The sequence below is a fragment of the Morganella psychrotolerans genome (genome assembly GCF_965118875.1).
Classification (GTDB): Bacteria; Pseudomonadota; Gammaproteobacteria; order Enterobacterales; family Enterobacteriaceae; genus Morganella; species Morganella psychrotolerans_C.
In genome coordinates this window covers 221,072-246,854 of the sequence record NZ_CBCPJD010000010.1, presented here as the reverse complement: position 1 = coordinate 246,854, position 25,783 = coordinate 221,072, and the positions used below count along the sequence as shown (strand labels likewise).

At 44.8% G+C, this 25,783-nt stretch carries 18 protein-coding genes, 1 tRNA gene and 1 pseudogene; 13 read left to right on the top strand and 7 right to left on the bottom strand.

From position 1 onward, the window contains the following. Positions 1-544 precede the first annotated feature (544 nt). The 8 genes and pseudogenes from tssB (at position 545) to ACMHKJ_RS12090 (ending at position 11,189) form a co-directional block, all read left to right on the top strand. A pseudogene (tssB, locus tag ACMHKJ_RS12125) lies at positions 545-1,152 on the top strand (type VI secretion system contractile sheath small subunit). Between the two features lie 171 nt (positions 1,153-1,323). Then, positions 1,324-2,067, top strand: coding sequence for an SANT/Myb-like DNA-binding domain-containing protein (locus tag ACMHKJ_RS12120; protein ID WP_136345332.1), 744 nt, complete (start codon positions 1,324-1,326; stop codon positions 2,065-2,067). A gap of 120 nt (positions 2,068-2,187) precedes the next feature. After that, positions 2,188-3,801 (top strand): carbamoyltransferase C-terminal domain-containing protein, encoded by a 1,614-nt coding sequence (locus ACMHKJ_RS12115; RefSeq protein WP_046051736.1) that lies wholly within the window; start codon positions 2,188-2,190, stop codon positions 3,799-3,801. 103 nt (positions 3,802-3,904) lie between these two features. After that, positions 3,905-4,738, top strand: coding sequence for a glycosyltransferase family 32 protein (locus ACMHKJ_RS12110; protein WP_413494219.1), 834 nt, complete (start codon positions 3,905-3,907; stop codon positions 4,736-4,738). A 24-nt stretch (positions 4,739-4,762) separates the two neighbouring features. Beyond that, positions 4,763-6,880 carry a family 16 glycosylhydrolase gene (locus tag ACMHKJ_RS12105; protein ID WP_046051734.1) on the top strand — a complete coding sequence of 706 codons (2,118 nt, stop codon included), beginning with the start codon at positions 4,763-4,765 and terminating at the stop codon, positions 6,878-6,880. Positions 6,881-7,002: 122 nt separating this feature from the next. Beyond that, entirely contained in the window at positions 7,003-8,235 is a 1,233-nt protein-coding gene (locus tag ACMHKJ_RS12100; protein WP_046052091.1) for an ABC-three component system protein, read from the top strand. Further along, positions 8,216-8,881 (top strand): ABC-three component system middle component 1, encoded by a 666-nt coding sequence (locus ACMHKJ_RS12095; protein WP_046051733.1) that lies wholly within the window; start codon positions 8,216-8,218, stop codon positions 8,879-8,881. The genes ACMHKJ_RS12100 and ACMHKJ_RS12095 overlap by 20 nt, the downstream gene beginning before the upstream one ends. Further along, positions 8,856-11,189, top strand: coding sequence for an AAA family ATPase (locus ACMHKJ_RS12090; RefSeq protein ID WP_046051732.1), 2,334 nt, complete (start codon positions 8,856-8,858; stop codon positions 11,187-11,189). Before ACMHKJ_RS12095 ends, ACMHKJ_RS12090 begins: the two co-directional genes overlap by 26 nt. A gap of 117 nt (positions 11,190-11,306) precedes the next feature. On the opposite strand, the gene ACMHKJ_RS12085 is transcribed toward ACMHKJ_RS12090, so the two are convergent. The 7 genes from ACMHKJ_RS12085 to aspA all read right to left on the bottom strand — a co-directional run bounded on the left by ACMHKJ_RS12085 (position 11,307) and on the right by aspA (position 19,981). Continuing rightward, the gene (locus ACMHKJ_RS12085) at positions 11,307-12,257 is read right to left on the bottom strand and encodes a restriction endonuclease subunit S (RefSeq protein ID WP_046051731.1); all 951 of its coding nucleotides are present in this window, start codon (positions 12,255-12,257) and stop codon (positions 11,307-11,309) included. Continuing rightward, the gene (locus tag ACMHKJ_RS12080) at positions 12,254-14,152 is read right to left on the bottom strand and encodes an HsdM family class I SAM-dependent methyltransferase (protein WP_136345331.1); all 1,899 of its coding nucleotides are present in this window, start codon (positions 14,150-14,152) and stop codon (positions 12,254-12,256) included. Before ACMHKJ_RS12080 ends, ACMHKJ_RS12085 begins: the two co-directional genes overlap by 4 nt. Before the next feature lie 627 nt (positions 14,153-14,779). Further along, positions 14,780-16,036: a tyrosine-type recombinase/integrase gene (locus ACMHKJ_RS12075; protein WP_046051727.1), complete on the bottom strand. Its 1,257-nt coding sequence runs from the start codon at positions 16,034-16,036 to the stop codon at positions 14,780-14,782. A 195-nt stretch (positions 16,037-16,231) separates the two neighbouring features. Continuing rightward, positions 16,232-16,307, bottom strand: a tRNA-Phe gene (locus ACMHKJ_RS12070). A 127-nt stretch (positions 16,308-16,434) separates the two neighbouring features. Further along, positions 16,435-17,007 (bottom strand): division control transcriptional repressor DicD, encoded by a 573-nt coding sequence (gene dicD, locus ACMHKJ_RS12065; protein WP_413494215.1) that lies wholly within the window; start codon positions 17,005-17,007, stop codon positions 16,435-16,437. A 126-nt stretch (positions 17,008-17,133) separates the two neighbouring features. Then, positions 17,134-18,435 carry an anaerobic C4-dicarboxylate transporter gene (locus ACMHKJ_RS12060; RefSeq protein ID WP_413494213.1) on the bottom strand — a complete coding sequence of 434 codons (1,302 nt, stop codon included), beginning with the start codon at positions 18,433-18,435 and terminating at the stop codon, positions 17,134-17,136. 121 nt (positions 18,436-18,556) lie between these two features. Continuing rightward, positions 18,557-19,981 (bottom strand): aspartate ammonia-lyase, encoded by a 1,425-nt coding sequence (gene aspA / locus ACMHKJ_RS12055; RefSeq protein WP_067366603.1) that lies wholly within the window; start codon positions 19,979-19,981, stop codon positions 18,557-18,559. Between the two features lie 378 nt (positions 19,982-20,359). On the opposite strand from aspA, the gene ACMHKJ_RS12050 reads away from it, so the two are divergent. From ACMHKJ_RS12050 to ACMHKJ_RS12030, 5 genes are all read left to right on the top strand, one after another. After that, the gene (locus ACMHKJ_RS12050; protein WP_413494211.1) at positions 20,360-20,866 is read left to right on the top strand and encodes an FxsA family protein; all 507 of its coding nucleotides are present in this window, start codon (positions 20,360-20,362) and stop codon (positions 20,864-20,866) included. 173 nt (positions 20,867-21,039) lie between these two features. Continuing rightward, positions 21,040-21,333, top strand: a complete 294-nt coding sequence (locus ACMHKJ_RS12045) for a co-chaperone GroES (protein WP_067366609.1) — start codon at positions 21,040-21,042, stop codon at positions 21,331-21,333. A gap of 63 nt (positions 21,334-21,396) precedes the next feature. Further along, the gene (gene groL, locus ACMHKJ_RS12040) at positions 21,397-23,043 is read left to right on the top strand and encodes a chaperonin GroEL (RefSeq protein ID WP_067366612.1); all 1,647 of its coding nucleotides are present in this window, start codon (positions 21,397-21,399) and stop codon (positions 23,041-23,043) included. A 166-nt stretch (positions 23,044-23,209) separates the two neighbouring features. Continuing rightward, entirely contained in the window at positions 23,210-23,950 is a 741-nt protein-coding gene (locus tag ACMHKJ_RS12035; RefSeq protein ID WP_413494208.1) for a MurR/RpiR family transcriptional regulator, read from the top strand. Between the two features lie 271 nt (positions 23,951-24,221). After that, the gene (locus ACMHKJ_RS12030; protein WP_413494207.1) at positions 24,222-25,778 is read left to right on the top strand and encodes a PTS transporter subunit EIIC; all 1,557 of its coding nucleotides are present in this window, start codon (positions 24,222-24,224) and stop codon (positions 25,776-25,778) included. The last annotated feature ends 5 nt before the right edge of the window (positions 25,779-25,783 follow it).

The following is a 25,783-nucleotide window of genomic DNA, read 5'->3' as shown; positions in this document are numbered from 1 at the left end:
AAATAAGCCCCGTTTAAATGAATAATAAGAAATGATGAAAAACTGAAAATGTCGTCAATTTTTCACTTGCTCTGTCACGTTCTGCTTCTCATTTTTGATAAAAGTACAAAATCAGATATTTCACGTGCATGGTGGTATTTTGTACAAAACCTTCCCCTAAGCTAAATTGATCATTTGCTGCACACCCTTATCCCATAAGGCTTGAAGGGGTTATGCAGGAAAATTCTTATAAATCAGAAGGGTGATCTGTGATTGTTAAAAAATGAAAATGTAAAGCATTGTTACATTTTTTCATTTCCGTTCAGGCAGGGAACGTTCCTACACTCCGGCTATTGGGTCTTATCCGAAATTTTTCATTTCAGACAAATGCTCAAAAATACAGTATCGGCATGCTGGTGGATGGAATGCGCCCGCTTTTTAGTTCCGGGATTTTTATTTACGTCGGATGACGCGAACCGGAAAGTTGTTCTGGCAGGGTAATTTTTTCTTATTTATTTCTCACTGGCATTGACCGTTTCTATTACTCCATAGAACAGGGACAGCCATGTCTAACTCTTCCTTTCAGTCCGAAATCCCTAAAGCACGTATTAATCTCAAACTCGATTTGCATACGGGTGGAGCGAGCAAGAAAACGGAGCTCCCCCTGAAATTGCTGGTGGCGGGCGACTTCAGTAATGGTCAGGAGTCTGCCCCCCTGTCTGAGCGCAAAAAAGTTGATTTGAATAAAAATAATTTCGACTCAGTGTTGTCCGAATATTCCCCAAACGTCAATCTGACCGTTAAAAACACGCTGGCTGATGACGGCAGCGAAGACAACATCAGCCTGACCTTCCGGAGCATGAAGGATTTCACCCCGGAGCAGGTCTCACGTCAAATACCTCAGCTGAGGGTATGCTCAAACTGCAGGATCTGACGGCACAGCTCAATACCCTGGATAGGCAAAAAGGAAAGTATATTACTGTCAGCGAGCTGAAATCACAGGTGTTTGCTGCTACCCAGGCACTCAGTAAAACAGTGCCCGTTGAAGAACAGCTGCGGCAGATGAGCATTCGGGAAAACTCAGGGATGATCCCGTCCGCGCAAAAAATCCAGACAGAGCTGCGCCTTAAGCAGCTAATCAGTAGCTACTCGACGGTGACGGCAGATCAGTAGGCTGTTACCCGCATTCTGTTATTGTGTAAAACTGCACTGGGTTGATCAGATTATTGTCCCTGCCTGCTGACAGAATCTGCAACAAAGCTATCACCGGAGTAAGGATAAGAACCGATGCCAGAGAAGACGCGGCGAGGCCGAAACCATCTGTCCCCATGGACGGTAAAAGAGATGAGTTCTCTTGAAAATAAATATGGAAAATTTTCTGCTCAGGACATCGGTGATACGTTGGGGAGAAGCGCAGGAGCCGTCAGAGGAGTAGCGCGAAAATTAGGGTTATCCACTCCCCGGCCTCCGGTGTGGACGGAAGAGGAACTGGCGCTTATTCGTGTGAATTATTACAAGGGTATTATGTTTGTTCATTCGCTTCTGCCAGGGAGAACAATATATGCAATTCGCATTCAGGCAAGCCTTATGGGCGTGACGAACGCCTCCTGGGGCGACGAGGAACTGCGGTATCTTGAGGCGCATCATGGCAGTGTGCCCATTGCGAGAATAGCGGCATCGCTGGGCCGAAGCGCCAAGGGCGTCGCTGATATGGACAGAAAAATGGGCCTGGCAAAGCGACCTGAAACCATCAACGTTCCCTGGTCAGAGCAGGTACTGGAAATATTGTGGGCCCATTACGGTTCTGGTGCATGGATAACGCGTGTACAAGCCCTACTTCCGGGACGCACTAAGGGAGCAATCGGTGTACAGGCCAATAAAATGGGAATAAGAGAATCCCAGAACTGGTCACCTGAAGAAATTGAAATTTTGCGAGAATACTATCCTTATCCAGGTTCAGAAATTGCCAAAAAATTGCCTCACCGAACTGTGGCAGCAATTAAAACTCAGGCCAGTCGGCTGAAAATAAAGAAGTTTCATAACAGGAACGTGATTTTCGATTCCAGTGTGAAGGAGGTTGATGAATAACAAAAAATACGCATCTAAGTGTATCGGTAAAGCCAGCGATGTTGTGCGTTGAAAATGTATAAACTAATACAAGTAAGAATGGATGACTAACTTTTAATTACATATAGAGGTTATGAATTAATGAAAATTCTCTCTTATAATCCAGGTCATGATGGTGCTGTGGCATTTCTGGATAATGGACGATTAATTATGTCTATTGAAGCAGAAAAAGATTCTAACCATCGCTATTCTCCACTGGGTATTTCGGACGTATTAGATGCTATTGGTGAAATCGACGATATACCAGATGTAATTTGCGCAGGGGGATGGTGGCCCAGGGATCATGATGAATATTTAAATGGTTCGAAAATTAACGTTGGTTATCGGGGCATCTCAGATACAGATGTCATGGTTTCAGAAAGACGATTCCTAAAGAAGAAAATTAAATATTTTTCGTCTTCTCACGAGCGAGCACACATACTTTGTGCATTTGGCATGTCAGACTTACCAAAAGGAACATCCTGTTATGCTTTGGTTTGGGAAGGAGGAATCGGAGCATTCTACGAATTAGATGCAGATCTGAATATAACGCTCATTGGCGATGTTCAAAATCAGCCTGGTAACCGCTATGGTATTGTTTATGGATTAGCCGATCCAGTTTTTTCCAAAGACAGTGCCTACCCTCGCTTCTCAGATGCCGGGAAACTTATGGCGTTGGCATCTTTTTCAAAGAGAAGTATAGCCTCCCCGGAAGAACAAGAACTCATCGACTTTCTGTTGAATGGCCCTGCCAGAAAACTTTGCGACTATGCGAATATTGAAAAAGCTCCGCACTATAATGTTGGTTTGGACGATAAAGAATTTCGTAACTTTACTGGGATATATAGTGATGCACTGTTTAACGTTTTTTATCAGTTTGCAAAAGACAACTTAAAGAAAAAACAACCACTTATTATTTCTGGTGGATGCGGTCTGAACTGTGACTGGAATACTAAATGGAGGGAGACAAAGCTTTTTTCTGAAGTTTTCGTTCCTCCTGTTGCTAACGATTCCGGTGTTGCTATAGGCACTGCGATTGATGCTCAGTTCTATTTTACAGGTAATCCTAAGATTGAATGGGATGTTTACAGCGGATTAGATTTTAGAACGGATAATACATTCTGCTCAGAGAAATATGATGTCTATAATGTCGACAATGATCAGGTTGCTGATATGCTGGCTAACGATCTCATCCTTGGTTGGGTGAATGGAAAATATGAAATAGGTCCACGCGCGCTGGGCAACAGGTCCATCCTTGCTGCTCCTTTTCAGGAAAGTACCAGGGTTCGTTTAAACGAAATCAAACAACGTGAACAATTTCGCCCAATTGCTCCAGTTTGTCTTTTGGAGGACGCTGAAAAGTGGTTCGGCTGTAATAACGAAAGCCCATATATGCTCTTTACGCATAGAGCAAAGACTGAAACCCTTGCAGCAGTCACGCATGTTAATGGCACTGCACGTATTCAGACCGTTACAACTGCAACAAATAGTAATCTTCATAAATTACTTTCAGCATTTAAAAATCGGACTGGTTATGGTGTCTTGTGCAATACATCTCTCAACTTCAATGGGAAAGGTTTTATAAACAATATCAATGATCTGGCTGTATACGTTCAGGAGCATCACCTGGATGGGTTTGTGGTGGAAGGTCAGGTATATCTTTTAATTGATTCATCACGTTATCAGGCATATAAGGAAAGCCAGTTATTTTTATGAAAAATAAAGAGCTACCCTGAGCCAGTTCATTTCATTGTTGAGGACAAAATCTGGAGAGGACTTCATGTATGCTGTTCACAAAAGTTGATTTAATAGGGGGAGTATGAATTCATATCGAACGGGTTTTGAAGAGGATGACGACTTACGCTCTTCATTCATCCGGGATCTTACGCTGCAGCAACTGGAACATCCTGCTTCATTACATACTAATAAGCAGGAGTTATCGCCCCTTATTCCCAAGAAATTGATTCGCTACTGGCATGACCAGCACAATGTACCGGAAGACGTTATGGTTTGTCTCAGAAGCTGGGATCGGCTTCTTGATGATGGTTTTGAATGTAGTATGTTTAACGATGAATCGGCAATGGCATATATTGCCGAACAATTTGGCGCTAAAGAGCGTAAAGCCTTCTCCCTTTGCTATCATCCGGCAATGCGCTGCGACTATCTGCGTATGTGCGTTTTACTTGTTGAGGGGGGATTATACGTTGATGCTGACGATGTTTTACTTGGCGACAACTGGAAATATCTTTTCCATGATGGGACACTCAAAGTACAACCTTTATGTTACGATATTCAGTCCTCTTCAATGGTTCCTGCTGCGGATATCTGGAGAAGTGATTTACCGACGACTGAGCGCATTTTTTACATTAATAATGACCCTATTGTGGCCCCAGCAGGCCATCCGGTTCTACAGAGTGCGCTTATTAGGGCGACCGAAACGCTACTGAGTGATGTACGTTCTCCCGAAATTCAATCAACAACTGGGCCAGGGAATTTCACTGCTGCACTGGCAGCACACGCTCACAAATTGATAAGGGAAGGGAAGCCATTCGATTTCGAATTGTTACGTGATTGGGAAAAGATTGCAGAAACGCGTTGGGATCTGTCCTACCGTAATGATGAACGTAACTGGCGTAATATGGGCTCAGCCTGATCCCACATATCAAGGACAGAATTAATGAACCTTCAGGATGCTTCAGGTGTTTTGCGCAAGGTATTATTCAAAATTTCACGTGTAATAATAAGTATCTTTCCTGGTCGTAGGATCCCCGTTTTCGGTTCAGGTCCCGAAATGATCGGTTCAATTGTTGTTATTAATCTCGATCGTCAACCCGGCAGGTGGCGGAGGTTGAGCAGAGAGCTCAAAAGATTCCGGACTTACGATGGTTTTCCACTAGCCTCTATCATACAGCGGTTTTCTGCCGTGGATGCCAGGGATGGTCGCGCGAGTGCCGCAACGGCTGACGTTGATTCGGTCTACTGTATTGGTGATCAGCTTTATGTCCAGCCGGATGCAAGGCTGGAGGCACATTTCAGCAATGATGAACCCATCAAAATGACCAGGCAGGAGATTGCTGTTGCAAGGTCACATGTGGAAGTATGGAAGGCTATTGCTGCCGGGGATAAGGAATATGTTCTTGTCCTTGAAGACGATGTATGGTTTCGGTTGGGGGCTGTTGCGGCTATCACAAGAGGCTGGCGGGCCGCTATACGAGAGTGTTCAGAGGATCACGGGCCGCATTTACTGTATATGTCTTATGAAGATGCAGGGGGAACAGCTGAACGTATGACTTGCTGTGGTGACCTCTTCAGGCCCGTAAGAGGACTGTGGTTTCTTTCTGGCTATGTGTTATCACGCGATGGAGCGGCAGCTCTGTTGCAGGCAATGCCCGTGGTTGGTCCAGTGGATCTCTGGATGAACTACCGCTTTAATGAACTTGGCGCGCTTGCGCTCTCAAAGCCAGCTATTTTGCAACGACAGGATGGTGCTTCCGATAACGCCTATTCCGTACTTCCTTACCTGGCCCGCGCAGGGATTGTTGATGCAGGTACGGGATTGATGGCTCCGGATCAAATTGACTCATGTTCAGTGATGGCCTGGACTGCTGGCGGTTCACGAGAGGGGCTGGCGATGGCTCTGGCTATGCTGGGGCTGCGGGTTTGTGTATTCGATGCTGATGAAGAGGAAATCCAGCCCCAGGAATTGCTGAATCTTTTTACGGTATTTGATGTTCTTCTTGATGTTCCGCTCACTCCTGAAACTTTTAATACTGTGCTTGCAAGGGCCGAAATAAAATTCATTGTGGAGGCGGGGGCTAAACAGAGGTTTAAATTTGAACTGAAGTCTTTACCTTCATTACGCTCGGTATTCTTATCGGACCTTGAGTCTGATTTTCAAATGTGGGATCCGCTTTGTACTCTGCTCAATCTTCCGAGGCCTGCACAGGGGTACCCTATTGGTGCACCGCGTGGATCCCGATTATTCAGGTGGGATCGGCTCTGTGATTTATCTCATCAGGATCAATTTGAGTCACCTGAAACATGTTTTTTACTGGATGTTTCACCCTGGGTACTACCTCCTCAACATGGGTGGCGCCCAGCACACCTCTCAGGTAATGAGATGCATCCTGTGGGCAATTGTCTGTTATGTACAGATATGGCGACTGAAACGCCATCCTTCATTGGGCTTGTCGAAACTTTTCCTGGCAATATGGCTTCGTTTTCTAAGGAAAACCTGGTCTGCGATGAGGACGGTACGCATCTAACTATCAGTGCAATACCTACCGGCAACAGGCCGTACCGCGCGGGAGCCTTCGCATCAAAACAATCTTTTGAATACGGGCGGTTTGAGGCAGAAATTAAAGCTGCTCGCGGTTCTGGTCTGGTCACCGGCTTCTTTCTGCATCGTGATTCACCAAGGCAGGAGATAGATATTGAAATAGCGGGTGATGCTCCTGAGAGCATGTTAGTGAATGTCTATTTCAATCCTGGCGACGAAGGAGCAACTTTAGGTTATGGATACAGAGGATCCCCATATCGTGTAGAACTTGGTTTCGATGCCTCTCTGGATTTTCATCGCTATACCATTGACTGGCGACCAGACCGGATCGTCTGGTCTGTCGATGGGAGAGTTGTGCACGAGCGCGCCAGTTGGGATCCCACACCAGTTCCGCATCTTGCAATGCGTTTACATGCAAATCTCTGGGCTCCTCGCTCGGAAGAACTCGCCGGGAGAATTGATATTCAGGCTTTGCCAGCAACGACAACCTTTAAAAATATAAAGTTGTGGGAATGATTCATAAAGGACTCGATGAGGACTTTTTTTAACTTGTATCTGAGGTTTGCGATACGGCCACCGGCGGCAGCAGAACAACGCCGATGATAACTGACGACTTGCTAATGATAAAAGGAGGTTATGTGAGCCAAGAAGATGATGAGAAGTATCCAGCTAGCGCCGTATCCTCGTGGAGCGGCTTCGTTTATCAAGGGAAAATTGCGTTATATCACTCTCTTAAACTGATTCACGATAACGATCTGGACTTCGAGCTGCAGCTAGACAGCAGTGACGACTTCGCTATTTATAAAAACGGAAAACTACACACCGCCCATCAAGTCAAAGCTAAGATAAGTAAATATCGAAGTGGTTATATCAAGGCGCTGGAACAGTCAACTTTAATCGAACACGATAAAATCAAGGGGACAACGCGTTACTTCCATGTATCTGTCCCGCTAGATGAGACAGGCGATCACAGAGGCACTAGCGGAGAAACAGTAAAATTCTATCGCTATGGAGACAACTATCATTGTGGTTTGGATGAGATTGAAGGACTGACCAAAGAACTCATAAAAAAATTATGTGAAAAACAGTCAATCATTGTCAGCGATAACCTTATAAATTTTAACTACTGCTTACTGTCTGAAAAAATTAGCACCAAGGCAATACATAACCATAAATTGAATCAAGTTGACGGGATCTCAGAAGACAAAGCCGCATACGAGGGTCGTATCAAGGCCAGGAGTATTTTAACGGAACTGCTGACCGAAAACCCCTACCAGAATAGGGATTACTATGCAGTTGAATTAAAGGCCAGGCTCCAAACCCATTTAGAAGAAAGATTGGATCAGATGCTACCAACAATGAGTGATGCCACTTATGAGAGAGCCAGACTTCTGAGTGAGCATATTCGCAAAACGCACATCAACGAATTAAAAACCCTTTGCCAGATGATGAAACCATCCGAGCGGTTTCAAGACGTTCAGAAGAACGACATCCGGCGATACACCAAGCTGATACAGGCTATTTCGATGGAACCTATATTCAACCATCTTCCACACTATCTTGACAACGTAAATCGGTTCTACGTACCTACCGCTCTTGACGTGGATGAAAGCGAAGAGTGTGAGTTTGACATGATCCGTGAAATGAAAAACAACGGAGACCTGCTGAGACTGCTTTTTGAGTACAACCATTTAATCGCCAGTAAAGCGGAAACCTCATTCACTTTTAATACAAAATTCACGAGCTCGGATGACTTTGACAACAAGCAAACCACTGAAAAGTTTGAGAGCAACATCACCAAGTCGCTATGCATTAGTGTCATAACAAAAGACGACGCGGAGGAACGACTGAATGATAAAACAACTCATTAATGAAGCACTTCTGGCCCATGACTTTGTCAGTAAACTCGACATGGACAACACAAGCTTTTATATTCGCGAGTCTGGATCTGCTATCAGGTTCGCAGTCCTACATAATCTTGACGATCTCCTGGATCCGGCCGAACTAAATAACAGAATCAATCAACTTGCTCCTGACGAATTTCTCAGAAACCCAAGCTTTAAGAAAAACTGCGACTTGATTTGTATTCATCGCCTTGATGTTCTGGCCAGGTTTAAGGATCACGAAGAAGAAATCTTCGCAATTGAGGAAGATCCGCACTTTTATAAAAAATATGTCCTCTATTACAGTGTTGCGGAAGAAAGCGTGCTCGCTAATTTTACCTATGACAAACTGTTAACGGTGATTGCTGACCAAAAGGAATTTCTTGAATATAAAGAAAACCCTCTTGTCGCCACACAATACAGTTTCGCTGCGAAGACCTTTATCAAGCTTCCATTCTTAGAACTACCTAGTCATCAAGGGAACCTTGTGTCCTTGAGGTTGCAAGCTGCTGAAGCTGTAGCTGAAACCGACCTGAACGATATATATTCGACTATCCAGCAAGTCACAGACAAAAACGCTGACGACTTTATCAAGGAAATGATTCGTAATGAAATGGCAAATATCCAGGATTGAAGTCTCTAGTTTCAAAGCATTCAAGAATATTTTATTGGACCTTGGCGGGGCGTCCTTGCTAACTCTTGACGGCCCAAACGGTTATGGCAAAACAAGCATTTTCGACGCAATCGAACTGCTGCTTACCGGCCAGATCAATCGAATACAAAATCTATTCAATACATTATTAACCAGGAACAAGAGAGACTATGCAGACAATCTCTTCTGGAACAGTCGCTCTGGCGATAACGATCTCTGCATCAAGATTGAATTCATTAATGATGGTCGCAAACTTGTTTTAGCCAGACATTGCCCTGCGGCGATATTCAAAAAACCAGCAAACAATCGTGCAGACAAATATGGGAACTTCAGGCTTTATGAGCTACCAGAATTTGAATCATCTGATTTCACCAAGAACAATCTGCGCGACAACAACTTCCTGGACGAAATTTTCGGAAAAAATTTCAGGGAAAACTTCTCTTTCCTTAACTATCTCGAGCAAGGACAAAACCGGCTGTTACACACTCGGGTAGACGAACGTAAGGAGAAACTTGGAAACCTCTTTAACATCAGCGATGTTGAAGCTGAGATCGAAAACTGCAACACTATATACACTAAACTTACAAGGTACATCAACAATCCGGAACGCACGGCAAAAGCTGTATCACTTAAAGAAGAGATAGCCACCCTAAGAGACTCTTTGCAGGCAGAGGCTGGGATCATTGAGTACAAAAAGCTCTCGACGACTGATGTTCAACCTGGATGGGACAAGGAGATACTGTTCTCATCGTATTCTGCGGTAGACCATGCAGCCTACCAGGAATCAGTTCGTAAGATTATTGCCCTTCTGCCACTCAAAGCCACGATAAAAACCAGGGTTCACAACGAGACAATCGATGCTGCCATCGAGCGTAACGAGGAATCACTGAGAAGCCTGGCTCGGTTCGGTAAAGACCTTGGTAAGCTTGATGGGCTTGAAGCTATCAAGCAGGAGATTGATGAATTAGAGCGCTCAGCAAACATCATCAAACGCGGTGCTAAGGTCATCAAGGTCGAAGAAGCCCGATCACTACCAAACTGGGAAGATGGGCGCCTTGAGTGGTTTGAGTCACAAATTCAATCTCGAAACAGACTAGTAGAAAAAAGCAGCACCAATGCGAACGTCGTAGCCGAATTGGAACATCTGAAAAAGCAACTGCTTGAGGAACATAAAAAGTCCTATCCCGACGATAAGATGTGCCCCCTCTGTGGCGCTGACTGGGAAGATCACAAATCAATGGTAGATGCCATTGAAGCAAAAAATAAGCAGATCTCTGATTCGCTAGGGCAGGACGGTAAAGGCTTAGTTATCCTTATCGCTGCTATGGACGCTGAGCTGAAACTCATCAACACCCACATACAAGACCGCCTGAAACTTCTTACGCCTACCTTTGAACCAAATCTTCATGTAGCGCTGAGCAGAATTAAGCTTCGGCTCCCGGCAATTATCCAGCTACTGGAGAAGCTGCAAAGTGAACATATTCAATTTACTTACGCATTCACGGAAATTGATGACGTAGTAGATGAGCGATTTGAAAAGCTTAAGGAGATTCTAAGAAATAAAAAACAGGTTGAAGCTGATGCCTTAGCGCTGCCGGAGGACTGGCGAGAAACCACAAACCGCGCTTTCAAAGACCTACAGGACTTCTATATAGTCACGGCTGAAGACCTGAAGGACAAAGAGAAGTACATATCGATTAAAGCTAATGAGGCTCAACATTCCAGGCTCCAAACCTGTATTACCGATCTTAAAGTTATCGAAAAAGAAACTAAGGCAGCCCAAAAAGCACAAGATAAAGTCGAAAAGCTCCGCAGCACACTGAAGAAGACAGAGCAAAGTTATACCGACCAGACAATTTCGGCTATTGAGTTCATATTCCACATCTACAGTGGCCGTCTGATCCAAAACTACCAGCGTGGCCTGGGCCTGTTTATCGAGAGCCGAGAAGGTACGCAATTGAGATTCCTGACTGCGGAGAAGTCTGAACACGACGCAGTTATGTCCATGAGCTCTGGCCAAGTGTCCGCCCTTAGCCTTGCCTTCTTCCTCTCGCTCAACAAAGTCTATTCGCAGGTGCCTCTAATCCTGATTGATGACCCGTCGCAATCACTGGATGAAGTCAACGTTGCATCCCTGACCGATCTACTCCGTTGTGAGCTCAAGCATTGCCAATTAGTTGTCTCCTCCCATGAGGACGATATCTCGGCTTATATGCGCTACCGGTTCGACAGAGCGGGTTTGACAACAAGCTCACTCAACATGCAGCTCTTGGCGAAAGAAGCTTCGTAAAAGCTATCTATGGCCGCCTGGTAGAGCTGGGTGGCACCACTACAGAGGCCTTCCGACAGGCCTCGTGGTGAGTAAAGAATTTGTCTACGGGGGGAATATCAATCCATTTTATCATCTTTAGATGGCAGCGCTGAATGGTAATGTCTTAATATATCGTTCCATTAGTAACCAATCTGGCTCACCAGTATCATCGACTGGCAAGAATATTAAGGATTCTTTCATCCTGGCTATCCCCCACTTCCTGCCGTAACTATAACGATATCTCTCCTTCTTAATGAGGGCACATAAAAACAAGGCAACGTATTTGTTCATGTTAAATTTAGGCGTAAATATGTGCACATCTTCAGTTGAGCAAAAAGGCTTGTCTTGATAAAATGCGTTTGCCACGCTATTTCCGTTACGAACGACAGAAATAACTCCTGCTTGATGCATTGGAACGTGATCAGTTTTGCTTGTCACACCGTTATTAAACTCTGAGGCGCTAACAAAAGGATGTTTACCTCTTCCATTTAGCTCTTTTTTCCTAGGCCCACGCCCTCTGTCAATCTCAAATATATCATCGTACCTGAAGGGTTTAAATGAGCTAACATCAAGCTCAATAATTTCATCGAGCAAACATTTTGAAATGTTATCGGCAGCAGAAATATTGGCGTGCTGTACCCATTCAGGTACCGATTCTAACGATGGGATTTTTATCTCTGCAAGAGTTCTATTTGCTTGTCGTCCATAATTAAATCTATATTTGTTGGCGCGTAAGCAGGCGCAATAAAATATTTTTTCTTGGCTAGACATATCCAATCTTGCAGTTAAATAATATATATCTCTGCCACTATAAAAGGGCTCAGACTGCAGGAAAGACTCCATGACAGAACCTCCGCACGCGACTGTAATAGAGCCAGCAGGAAGGGGGGGGACACCTTCAACTAGACATACTCTTGCAGAAACACCATTGTTTTTTGCTGTTCTGGATACAAACGATACACCTTCGGGATCAATAGTTTGTTTATTTAACTCTAGGTTTGAACCATATTTAACTTCAAACAAGTCTGAGACACTTACAAGTTTCACTCCGATGCCTCCAAATCATCCTCAACTCCTAAATCATCGACTTCAGGAGTTTCTTCATCCCTCAATATATTGAACACTAAGAATTTCTTCACAGCCGCTTCAAAGTCAGCCTTAAGCACGCTGGAATAATCTGTCTCCATGTAAGCCTCTGCACACCACTCATCGTCAGCCGTGACCTGTTTCTTCACGCACAAGCCTGGGATGTCTTCTCTATTCTTATATGAGTGAAGCCATCTATCTCTGATGTTTTCCCAGCGGCCTGATATATCTGTCCGACCTTGCTGTTTAGTTTTCTCAAACCCATCATCTTTCCAGTATCCAAACCAAGTTTTTTTACCCTCAGCTTCATGAGGTTTGTGGGCAGTGAAAACCATAATGCATGTGATTGTTCCCACAGGAGTAAAAAGCTCGTCAGGCATGGACATAACAGCTTCAAGACAGTGCTTAGATAATAAAGTATGCTTTGTTTCATGTGGAGTGATTACGCAAGACATCGGAACTATAGCGACTCCAACCCCTCCGACTCTCAAACAATCAAGCATGTGCTCAACAAACGCTAATTCGTGAAGGCCTTTTCCTTTCTGAGCATAGGGGGGGTTAATCATTCCTATATCGGGCTGGCGAGAAATAATTTCTTTAGTAATCGCGTCATCAAAACAGCTGCCTTGGTGTAGATTAGCTTTTCCATCACCGCGAAGAATCATATTGCTAGCCGCGAGCGCATACATATTTGGTTGCTGCTCTACACCTATTAATCCATATTGTTTCACCCTTGCTTTTTCATCCTCAGTTATGCATTTTTTAAACATCTGATGCATTGCGGAAACGAGAAAGCCACCAGTACCACAGCAGGGGTCAAAAACCGTACTATCTTTCTGCACATTTGCAATACGCGAAAAAAGATCTGTTATATGACGAGGGGTCAGAACAATGCCAAGAGCCTTTTTATCCCCACCTGTGTATCTCAAAAACTCGCCATAAAACTGCCCTATGATATCATAATCATGATATACGCTTATGAATGGCCATGCATGAGTGTTGATTTTGTCAATCAAGTTATAGAGCGGACTCTCACCTGTAAGTTTATCCGCTCGACTCAATTCTGGATGAACACGTAAAAATGAGTACGGCTGAATCATATTTTGTTTTTTTGCATGAGGGATGTCAGACTTTTTGATTTCCTCCTCAATTGCATCACAGAGTTTCTCTGGCAGCTCGTCAGGTGTGTAAATAGGAAATACTTTTGAGAACGCGATATTACTCAAAGCAATCAGGACTCCGCTTACTAGAAGTGGCTTTTCACTTTCGCTGAGCTTTGCATAATCACGCATGTAATTGTGAAGTTCTTTCGAAAATGACATTAAATCCGAAAGGCGACCTTTTTCAACTTCTGGATCGTATGTTGCATGTTCAATGAGATTGTCAAAACTTATTATTTTATCAATTTGGGTGCCACTTTTGTTATTCAATGGCTTACATTCGGGAATAAAACCTGCAACACTTCTTGGCTGTAGATATGTTGAAATACGCAAATTAGATCGCGTCTGACCGCTACAACCTATAGCAATGACATTAAACTCTTTTGCTAAATAACGTGCGTAATGAATAGCACCATCAACAGCAAAGTCTTTAGGACAATCCAACAGCTCACTAGCGTGTTTTTTGTTATCTGCCTTGCATTCAAAAACAATCACAAAGTCCTGAACTTTTTTTGATTTTATTATGAATTCTGGGGCGCCCACACCCCCTCTTCCAGTCTTACTCGCACTTCTCAGCAGATTTTGTATTTTCGTATTTTGACTTTTCTGCTCTTCAATTATTATATCTTCATGATCAAAATAACCTAAATTCCTCAGGGTATCCCTAACGATGTTTTCTGTAATTCTTTCGTTCATTTTAACCTACAAAAAAATAAATTTCGCATGAAAACCTCTTTACACCTTAGCTCATTCAGGCATCAAACTCACCTTCAAATGCCGCTCATCGGTACTTTTTAATGGAACGTACTAAAGTGCACCTACCTAACCCCTTCAAAACGAATTCCCTAAGGACACCGAATATGAGTTATTACAAAACCAGTAATTTTAGCACTAATACCCTTCCCGTCCTATGATAATTCATCGTTAACTAAAACAAGCAGATGCACAAGGTGTCTCTTGCGGATGGGGTACTTGTTCCAGCATATCTTCGTCCTCGGGTTGCTTCAATAATGGGCATTTCATTTATACCTTGCTCTTCTTTTGGCCACATTTTGGGGAACTAGCAAGCTGCATTTTGCTAAAGCCGTTAACATGCTCGCCCGATGGCTGCTTGCTTTGAGCATTCACTTTTGGCCGATAGTAAAGCTTAGATTGAGGCTGACTTCTGGCACTAAGCTGAGCTTTATAACCGGCTGTAGAAGAGGTTACATGTATGAAAAATCATGAATGCAATCTTTGTTCAAAAAATAAAAACTACCTCTGTTAAGCACCCCCGAAATGGAGGTGCTTAACGTGAACTATTCTGACAGGTTTTGGGGGCAGCTATCTGAACTGGAGTTTTGCAAAATCAAAGGGGCTTACTGATTTCTCAGCATTTGCATCTAAAAAATCAGCCCACCATTGCAGCATCAACCTGCGCTCATCCAGAAACTCCGCTTTATGAATATAAGCCGCACGTACGCCATTTCGCTCCTGATGGCTCATCTGGCGTTCAACTGCGTCCCTGGACCACAATCCTGACTCAATCAACGAACTGCAGGCCATTGCCCGGAATCCATGACCACAGACATCGACCTTTGTATCGTAGCCCATCAGTCGCAGTGCGTTATTCACGGTATTTTCACTCATGGGTTTCCATGGATTGTGATCGCCGGTGAAAATCAGTTCATGTTCTCCGCTGATCGTGTGGATCTGCTGCAGTATATTCAGCGCCTGAGTGGAGAGTGGCACCAGATGCTCTGTACGCATCTTGGATCCACGATGTGAGTACTTAACCCCTTCAATAGGTTTCCGTTCTGGAGGAATGGTCCACATGGCTTTCTTAAAGTCGGTCTCAGACCACCTGGCAAAGCGAAGTTCACTGGAACGGATGAAGATAAGCAGGGTAAGTTTAGTTGCCAGTCGGGTAAGAGGTTGTCCTCTGTAGGCATCCAGTCGTTCAAGGAGGTCTGAAATGCGATTTAAGGCGAGGGCAGGGCGATGCTGGCGTTTCACCGTCGTTAAAGCGCCAGCCATATCTACTGCAGGGTTATAGCTGATAATGCCTGACTGGGCGGCATAGCGCATGATTGCAGTGATACGTTGCTGAAGGCGGGCGGCAATCTCATAAATCTCTTTTGCTTCGGCAGCTTTAACGGGGACAAGTAAATCGGGAGTCCTGAGGGTGGTAATATCACGTGAGCCGATGAAGGGGAAAACATGCGTCTCGAGACTTTTCAGTATCTTCTCGCTGTGAGCTTCGGACCATTTTTTATTGCTCTTATGCCACTGTCTTGCGATGCCTTCAAATGTCAGAGCTGTTTCGGGGACTGATTTTTTGATCCTTTTCTGTTCGCAGGGGTCAATTCCCTCGGTTATCTGCTTCCTCGCAGCATCGCGCTTTTCCCTTGCTTCTGATAACGAAACTTCAGGATATACACCCATAGCGAGCGTTTTCTCTTTGCCCAGAAACCGGTAGCGGAGCCGCCAGTAGCGCGAGCCGTTAGGGTGAACGAGCAAAAACATGTTGCCGCTGTCGGCAAGTTTATAAGGTTTTTCATCCGGTTTAGCTGCACGGATTTTAGCGTCAGTGAGCGCCATTGGCGGTATCTCCTGATAGTAAAAGGGGTATAAATTTTATCGAATCAGACTATACCCTCAGTTGTACCCTCGCAAGGGACTTGATGCGGGTTGAAGTTGATTGAGTTGGGTGGAGTTAAGGGAATGTAGAGGTGTTGATTTGTAAGGGCTTAGAATGCAAAAACGGACCTCCGTGGAGGTCCGTTGATATGAATTTGGTGCCCGGACGCGGAATCGAACCACGGACACGGGGATTTTCAATCCCCTGCTCTACCGACTGAGCTATCCGGGCAACGGGGCGCATTAAACCGTATTCCGTGGTTTGCGTCAATGCCTTTTTGCCAAAAAAACATAAAAAAAGTGCGTGTGTTCTCTTTTTATGCAAAAGGTGCGCAGATATTATCCGCGCAACGCATAAATCAGCTGAGCGCTCCGTTTTTACGGCAGCGGGCGATGGTCAGTACATCTTCTGCCAGCCGCCGGGCCGTGGCGATATCATCCTGACTGCGCGATATCAGCAGTTTACTCAGGCAGCCTTCCAGAATCAGCTCTAACTGGCGTGCGACCATTTCACAGTCATCAATATCCAGCTCTCTGAGCAGCTCCAGCGTGAATGCAAAAGCACTTTGTTTCTGTTGGCAGGATAATTGGTGAATCGGGTGTTCAGCGTCAGGAAAGGCACTGCATGCAGCGATAAACAGGCAGCCGGGGAAGCGGTTTTCCCTGACCCGCTCTGCCAGTGCGGTATAACGCGCCAGCAGTTTATCTTCTCCGGATATGGATTCATCCAGCAGAACGCGGCGCTGCCAGATATCAATCTGGTTGCCATGATAACGCAGGCAGTCATAAACCAGATCGTTATGGGTCGGCCAAAAAATACGCAGGCGGGCGGTATCGGTGTTCAGGCTTTGAATCAGAGTGATTTCCGGCATCAGTATGCCGTGGGTTTCCAGCAGACTTAGTGCCTGGTTGAGGACTTCTTCGCGTTGCACAGCAAGCTCTCCCTTTAAAGATAGCAATACTTTTCAGAATAACGTGAGAGCCCGTGAAAGGCGAGAGAGCGGTGAAAATAAAATCAGGATGATCCGCCCGGACAGGGCGGATCATAAGAGGAAACGTTATAACACAAGGCTGCCTAACAGAAAGCCGAAGCAGACTGACAGGGTTACGCCAATAGTTCCCGGGATAAAGAACGGGTGGTTAAAGACCAGTTTACCGATACGTGTGGTACCGGTGTCATCCATCTGAACCGCTGCAACCAGAGTCGGGTAAGTCGGCAGGATAAATAAACCGGAAACGGCTGAGAATGATGCAATGGCGGTCAGTGGGGTGACTCCCAGCGCAAGCGCCATCGGCATGAGTGCTTTGGCCGTTGCTGCCTGTGAATACAACAATGCAGAGCAGAAGAAGAAAATAACGGCCAGCAGCCACGGATGTCCGGCGATTAAATCGCCTGCGGTCAGTTTGATCCAGTCCATATTGGCCTGAACAAACGTATCACCCAACCAGGCGACCCCGAGAATACAGATACAGGCGCTCATCCCGGCCTTAAAGGTGCTGGAATTGAGGATAACATCTGTTTCTACTTTACAAAGCAGTGTGATAAGTGTGGCGACACTGAGCATGATGATCAGAATCGCATTGGTTGTTGTCATGATTGGCTCTGACACCAGCCCGACACCTTTGCTGTTAATGATAGCGAAGGCCACAACAGACAGTACACCCAGCAGGAACAGAAACACGGAGAGTTTGGCGGCAGGCTTAATCGCCACTTTCTCACGGCGGTTCTGTTCAACCACACCTTCTGCAAGACGTTTCTGAAAGACAGGGTCATTTGCCAGTTTGTCATCAAACAACCAGGAAACGATAAACGACATCAGAATGATAGCGACAAAGGTCGACGGGATAAGGATCAGCAGCAGATGCAGATAACTTACACCCATAGGTTCCACAACAGATGCCATATAAACGACTGCCGCAGAGATAGGTGATGCGGTGATCCCTATCTGGGCTGCGACGACAGCGGTGGAGAGCGGACGGCAGGGCTTGATTCCCTGCTCTTTGGCGACTTCAGTAATAACCGGCAGGGTTGCCAGAGAAATATTTCCGGTTCCGGCAAACAGTGTCAGAAAATACGTAACAATGGGTGCGAGAATGGTGATGTAGCGTGGATTACGACGCAGCAGTTTTTCAGTTTGCTGAACCAGATAATCCAATCCGCCTGCAACTTGCATGGCAGATATTGCAGCGATAACAGCCATTATAATGGAGATCACGTCAAACGGGATACTGCCCGGTTTAACGCCGATGGCGGCGAGGGCAAGAACACCCAGACCACCGGCGAAACCGATGCCTATCCCGCCGAGGCGGGCACCAAGATAGATGGCCAGCAGTACGATAATAAATTCGATAGCCAGCATAATTGCTCCTGTAAAATCCCGGAAAGTAAATGTTAATTTTTTGTGCAGGGGAATAAAAGAGCACGTTACCTTGCGATGACGTGCTCTCTGTTTCTATATCTGTCTTATTATTATGGGTATATTAGTCATCAAAACGTTTTGCTTTATAAGCTGGGTTTTTTAAGTTCTCAATAGAGAAAATATCGTCCAGTTCCGCTTCTGTCAGCAGTCCGCGCTCTAATACAACTTCACGTACACTCTTACCGGTTTCTGCGCAAATCTTACCGACGATATCCCCGTTATGGTGACCGATGAACGGGTTCAGATAAGTGACGATACCGATGGAGTTGAACACATAAGCTTCACAAATTTCTTTGTTTGCTGTGATACCGGAAATGCATTTTTCACCCAGGTTACGGCAGGCATTATTCATCAGGGAGATGGATTCAAACATCGCCTGACCGATAGCCGGTTCCATCACGTTCAACTGTAACTGACCGGCTTCAGCCGCCATCGTTACACAGATATCGTTTCCGATAACTTTGAAACAAGCCTGATTAACCACTTCAGGGATAACCGGGTTCACTTTTGCCGGCATGATAGATGAGCCAGCCTGCATTTCAGGCAGATTGATCTCTTTCAGACCCGTACGCGGACCAGAGGAGAGCAGGCGCAGGTCATTACAGATTTTGGACAGCTTCACTGCCAGACGTTTCAGGGCGCTGTGCAGCATGACATAAGCACCGCAGTCTGAAGTGGCTTCAATTAAATCTTCTGCCGGTACACATGGCAGACCGGTAACTTCCGCTAATTTTTCAACCGCCAGTTTCTGATAACCCGGCGCGGTATTCAGTGCAGTACCAATTGCGGTTGCGCCGAGGTTCACTTCCAGCACGAGTTGCGCGGTGTAATGCAGGTTTTTTACTTCTTCTTTCATCAAAATGGCATAGGCGCGGAATTCCTGACCTAATGTCATCGGAACCGCATCCTGCAACTGTGTGCGACCCATTTTTAAAATATCTTTGAATTCAGTTGCTTTGGCGTCAAACTCACCTTTCAGATACTCAACTGATTTAATCAGATTAGTGATTGAGTTATAAACTGCGATACGAAAGCCGGTAGGATAAGCATCGTTTGTGGATTGCGCTTTGTTCAGATGGTCATTCGGGTTGAGAAATTCATATTCCCCTTTTTTATGACCCATCAGCTCAAGACCGATGTTTGCCAGAACTTCATTTGTATTCATGTTCAGTGAGGTGCCGGCACCGCCCTGGAATACATCTACCGGGAACTGATCCATGCATTTGCCGTTGATAAGCATCTCGTCACAGGCTTTAATAATCGTATCGGCAATCGCACGCGGGATAGTGTGCAGCTCTTTGTTCGCCATGGCAGCGGCTTTTTTCACCATCACCATTCCACGGATAAATTCAGGAACATCATTGATTGTACGGTCGCTGATATAGAAATTTTCGATAGCCCGCAGTGTGTGGACACCATAGTACACGTCGTCCGGCACTTCACGTTTGCCCAGCAGGTCTTCTTCGATACGAAAATTATTTGACATGAGAACCTTCTTTGGTTGAATGGTTGCCTTACTTAATAATCAAGGCAGCAATTATATTAATTTTTCCGATATTAATAGCGCGTATCACTCGGTTTTATGAATTCGTAATGATGATATGCTGAAATTAAGTTGAATCCTTTTAGCCAGATCACTTATTAACTGAAATATTTCCAACGTTATTACTTTTATGTGCGATAACTCACAAATGTTATGTGAGATTATCGCGGCTGCGACGCTTGAAAAATAATGAAATGACCCCATCATTATGTACAACTATTATGAAAAATCGAATTTATCGTACGTCTCTCAGAGGTAGCTCACAAAGGCTGATAAAGAGACGTTTTTTACATCACAGGGCACCTTAATAAGGAAGACGTTATGCGTTGGTTCCCCCTCATTCTGATTTGTCTGCTTATCTACATAGAAGCCGTCATTTTTGTTTACGTTGCATCGGGAATTGGTGTGTTCATGACACTGGTTCTTGTAGTATTGACTTCCTGTTTCGGGGTTTCTCTGGTTCGCAACAAGGGTATGCGTAATCTGAGCCTGATTCAGCAAAAAATTCAGGCAGGTGAAAGCCCGGCGGCAGAGATGATCAAGAGCGTTTCTCTGGTGCTTGCGGGTATCCTGCTGGTGCTTCCCGGGTTTTTTACTGATTTCTTAGGATTGTTGCTTTTGTTGTCACCGGTACAGCGATTCCTGGTTTCCCGTGTGCTGCCGTACATTAAAGTATATCAGCCGCGTACAGGGCCGTTCTCCGGTTCTGCCGCAAATCAGGGGAATATTTATGAAGGTGAGTTTGAGCATCGTCGTGACCATCCGTCACAGAGTCTCAATCAGCCGTCAGTACCCGGTAATGATGACAACCCGAAGGACAAACTCTGATTTTTTGACTGGTTTCGGTAAAGATGACTAAATTTATCTTTTTTTCGTCCTTACCCCCTTGAACTTGCCGGTGACTGACCCCATTTGCTGAATCATGGCAATGATAATTTAGTATCCGGCCTGAACCTTTAATCCACGTTATTTGATATGGACTTTTTATAGGAGATCTATCAATGAAAATTCGTCCTTTGCACGACCGTGTTATTGTTAAACGTAAAGACGCCGAAGCGAAATCTGCAGGCGGAATTGTCCTGACCGGCACAGCGGCAGGTAAATCCACCCGTGGTGAAATCCTTGCGGTAGGTAACGGTCGTATCCTGGAAAACGGCGAAATGAAACCACTCGACGTTAAAGTCGGTGATATCGTGATTTTCAATGATGGTTACGGCGTAAAAGCTGAAAAAATTGATAATGAAGAAGTGCTGATTATGTCTGAAAGTGACATCCTGGCGATTGTCGAAGCGTAATCATACCGTACTGAGTGTATTCAGATCTTCTTAAACCATAAAGCATTCGAAGGAATAGAAATAATGGCAGCTAAAGACGTAAAATTCGGTAACGACGCACGTATCAAAATGCTCCGTGGTGTCAATGTTCTGGCAGACGCGGTAAAAGTTACCTTAGGCCCGAAAGGCCGTAACGTTGTATTAGACAAATCGTTCGGCGCGCCGGTTATTACAAAAGACGGTGTGTCTGTTGCACGTGAAATCGAACTGGAAGATAAATTCGAGAACATGGGCGCACAGATGGTGAAAGAAGTTGCCTCTAAAGCGAATGACGCTGCGGGTGACGGTACCACCACTGCTACTGTTCTTGCACAGTCTATCATTACTGAAGGGCTGAAAGCCGTCGCTGCGGGCATGAACCCGATGGATCTGAAACGCGGTATCGATAAAGCCGTTATCGCAGCCGTTGCAGAACTGAAAAATATTTCTGTACCATGCTCTGATACTAAAGCTATCGCACAGGTAGGTACCATCTCTGCAAACGCAGATGAAACTGTCGGCAGACTGATTGCTGAAGCAATGGATAAAGTCGGCAAAGAAGGCGTTATCACTGTTGAAGAAGGCACCGGCCTGGAAGATGAGCTGGATGTTGTTGAAGGTATGCAGTTTGATCGCGGTTACCTTTCTCCGTATTTCATCAACAAACCGGAAACCGGTTCTGTTGAATTAGAAAACCCGTACATCCTGCTGGTTGATAAAAAAATCTCTAACATCCGTGAGCTGCTGCCGGTTCTGGAAGGCGTTGCGAAAGCAAGCAAACCACTGATGATTATTGCAGAAGATGTTGAAGGTGAAGCACTGGCAACGCTGGTAGTCAATACCATGCGCGGTATCGTGAAAGTTGCTGCGGTGAAAGCACCGGGCTTCGGCGACCGTCGTAAAGCGATGTTACAGGATATCGGTACGCTGACTAACGCAACTGTCATCTCTGAAGAGATTGGCATGGAGCTGGAAAAAGCAACGCTGGAAGATCTGGGTCAGGCGAAACGCATCGTTATTAACAAAGATACCACCACTATCATCGATGGTATCGGTGACGAAGAGACTATCGCTGCCCGCGTTGGTCAGATCCGTCAGCAGATTGAAGATTCAACCTCAGATTACGACCGCGAAAAACTCCAGGAGCGCGTAGCGAAACTGGCAGGTGGCGTAGCTGTTATCAAAGTCGGTGCAGCAACTGAAGTTGAAATGAAAGAAAAACGTGCCCGTGTTGATGATGCTCTGCATGCAACCCGTGCAGCAGTTGAAGAAGGTGTTGTTGCCGGTGGTGGTACTGCACTGGTTCGCGCTGCAAGCAAACTGCTTGAACTGACAGGTGATAACGAAGATCAGAACGTGGGTATCCGTGTTGCGCTGCGCGCGATGGAAGCACCTATGCGTCAGATCGTTGAAAACGCCGGTGAAGAGCCTTCTGTTGTTGTGAACAACGTGAAGAAAGCAGATCAGGATAACTACGGTTATAACGCTGCTACTGAAGAGTACGGCGATATGATCGCAATGGGTATCCTGGATCCGACTAAAGTAACCCGTTCTGCACTGCAGTTCGCAGGTTCTATTGCCGGTCTGATGATCACCACTGAAGCGATGATCACTGAAGCACCTAAAGACGATAAAATGGATTTAGGCGGTGGTGGTATGGGCGGCATGGGTGGAATGGGCGGCATGATGTAATCATGTAGTCTGAACACTATTGCTTCCAAAGAAAGCCTGTAACCTCATTGGTTACAGGCTTTTTTGTGCGTGTTAATTATGGGTGTATTTCATAATATCCCACTGTTTATCCAAATTATGAGGTATTATCGGAAGGTATTGCTGCTGAAAATGGAGATTGCCGGATATGCTGGATTTTCTGAAGAATTATGACAACTTAACCGTCAGTGAAAAAAAAGTATTAAAATATCTTACGGAAAATATCACCGATATTCCCTGGCTGAATATTAATGAATTAGTCGCCAAAACGTTTGTATCCAAAACGGTGATTATCAATTTATCCCAGAAATTAGGCTTTAGCGGGTTTAAAGAACTCAAGTTCCAGATTAATAATCACATCCTCTCACAAAACAAAGAAGATAAAAAAAAGCCGGCGTCCTATAAAAAACAACTCGAAAATAATATCCAGAAAACCTTCACATTGATTAATGAAGATCAGATCCGGGACTGTGCGAAAATATTGCATGGCTCACGGAATATTTTTCTTGTGGCACGGGGAACCAGTAAAGCGGTAGGTTATTACCTTGAGCATCTGTTGTTTTCTCTCGGGTTACACTGCTTTTTTATTAATGATTATAACCTTTCTGAGTCCTTTACCCGCCTTGTCAGCAAAGACGATACCGTGATTTTAATTTCCCTTTCCGGTGGCACCAAAAAGATTATCGAAACTGCGAAAATCGTCCAGCTAAAAGATGCTCATATCATTAGTATGACCGCCTTCCATACCAATGAGCTGACTACGTATGCGAATAATTCACTTTTTTGTTTTTCTGACAGTTATGACACTAAGCGGGATGACTCAAAGTCCAGAACGGGATTTTTTATTTTGGTGGACTTATTAATTAATGAACTGGAAAGTTTGCTGTAAATAAAATAATTAATTATTTAGCTTAAGTTGGTCTAATGGTTTTAATTCAACTATTTTTTCTATTTTTAAAATAACCATTCATTTAAATAATTATTAATATGTTTATTGAAAAATAAAAATTACTATGATTTTTAAACTGTTATTGTTTTTAAATGACCCGGGTCATAATTTAAGACCTGAGATAATATTTAAAACCGCACCATCATTTCATTTAAAAAATACAGTGCTAGTATCCGGATAACATCAATATTCTTCGTCATAAGGAAATAGTATGGCTAAAAGAAAGTTCGGGGACTCAATTCAGCGCTTTGGCCGGACGCTGCTCCTGCCAATCGGGGTTCTTGCTCCGATCGGTATGATACTGGGGATCAGTGGTGCGTTAGTACAAACCTACATGATCGCCCGGTTCCCTTTCCTCGGCAATGAAACGGTTAACGCACTGCTTGTCAGCATCCGCTCTATTGCGGGGGTTATTTTTGACAACATTCCATTGCTCTTTGCTATGGGGGTTGCCTACGGTATGAGTCAGCGGGATAAGGGGATCGCTGTCTTTGCCTCTGTGGTGGGCTATCTGTCGTTGATTATCACCATGAATATCTGGCTGGTGCTTACGGGTAAACTGGCAGATCCTGCTGTTATGGGGCAGGTCGGGCAAATTAAGGTTCTGGGGATCCAAACTTTAAATATCAGTGCCGCAGGGGGGATAATCACCGGTTTAATTGCTGCATGGGCAACAGACAAATTCTATAACCTTGAACTGCCGACTGCCTTTGCTTTCTTCTCCGGTAAAAAGTCCGTTTCCATCATCATGGTAGGTCTGATGATCATGGTCGGCGCGACATTACCGTTTATCTGGGAAGTCCTGGTTCAGGGGTTAATGAAGCTCTCTGCCGTATTCCTTAGCCCTGTAGGCCCGTTCTTTACTGCGGGTGGTGAGCGTCTGTTTATTCCGTTCGGTTTGCACCATGTCTGGAACGTATTATTCAGATTTACCGAAGCAGGTGGTACGTATGTGATTGACGGACAAACCTTTGTCGGTGTTGTTCCGGCCTTAACTGAAGTGTTATTCAAACAAGGTCCCGGCACTGAATACTGGGCAATGATGCCAAGCCTGACACGTTTCATGGCTCAGCAGCAAATGCTGGTCACGTTGTTCCTGTTCCCGGCAATCGCATTAGCTATTTATAAAACATCGAAGGCAGAAAACCGTGTTGAAGTTAAATCAATGCTGGTGACTATGGTACTGACTGCGATGCTTGGTAACGTCACGGAGCCGCTTGAATTTACCTTCGTGTTTATTGCACCACTGCTGTATTTAATCTATGCCATTATCGTGGGTATTGGTGCTGTATTACTGTCATTCGCTGGTGTCGCTATCGGTTATATCCGGGGTACGGTATTTGACTTCACTATCTTTGGTCTGCTGTACGAGCGCACTAACTGGATATTCTTAGTCCTTATCGGTACTGGTTTGGCACTCGTGACTTTCTTCATCTTCCGTTGGGCGATTCTCCGGTTTGATATCAAAACACCGGGCCGTGAAGAGTCAAGTAACCTGAAAAACACGTTAATTAAAGAAAAACGCTATGGAGAAATCGCAGAGCTCCTCATTGAAGCCTTAGGCGGTAAACAAAATATCCATAACGTAGATAACTGTATTACCCGTATGCGTATTGATGTCGCAGAAGTGAATAAAATTGATAAAAATTTAATGGCGGAATCAGGATGTACTGCATTCTTCTTTCCATCGGCAAACCACGTCCATGTTGTTTACGGACCGAAGGTTGAATTTGTTCGCAATGCTGTTGATGAAGCAATGAAGAAATAAAAGGA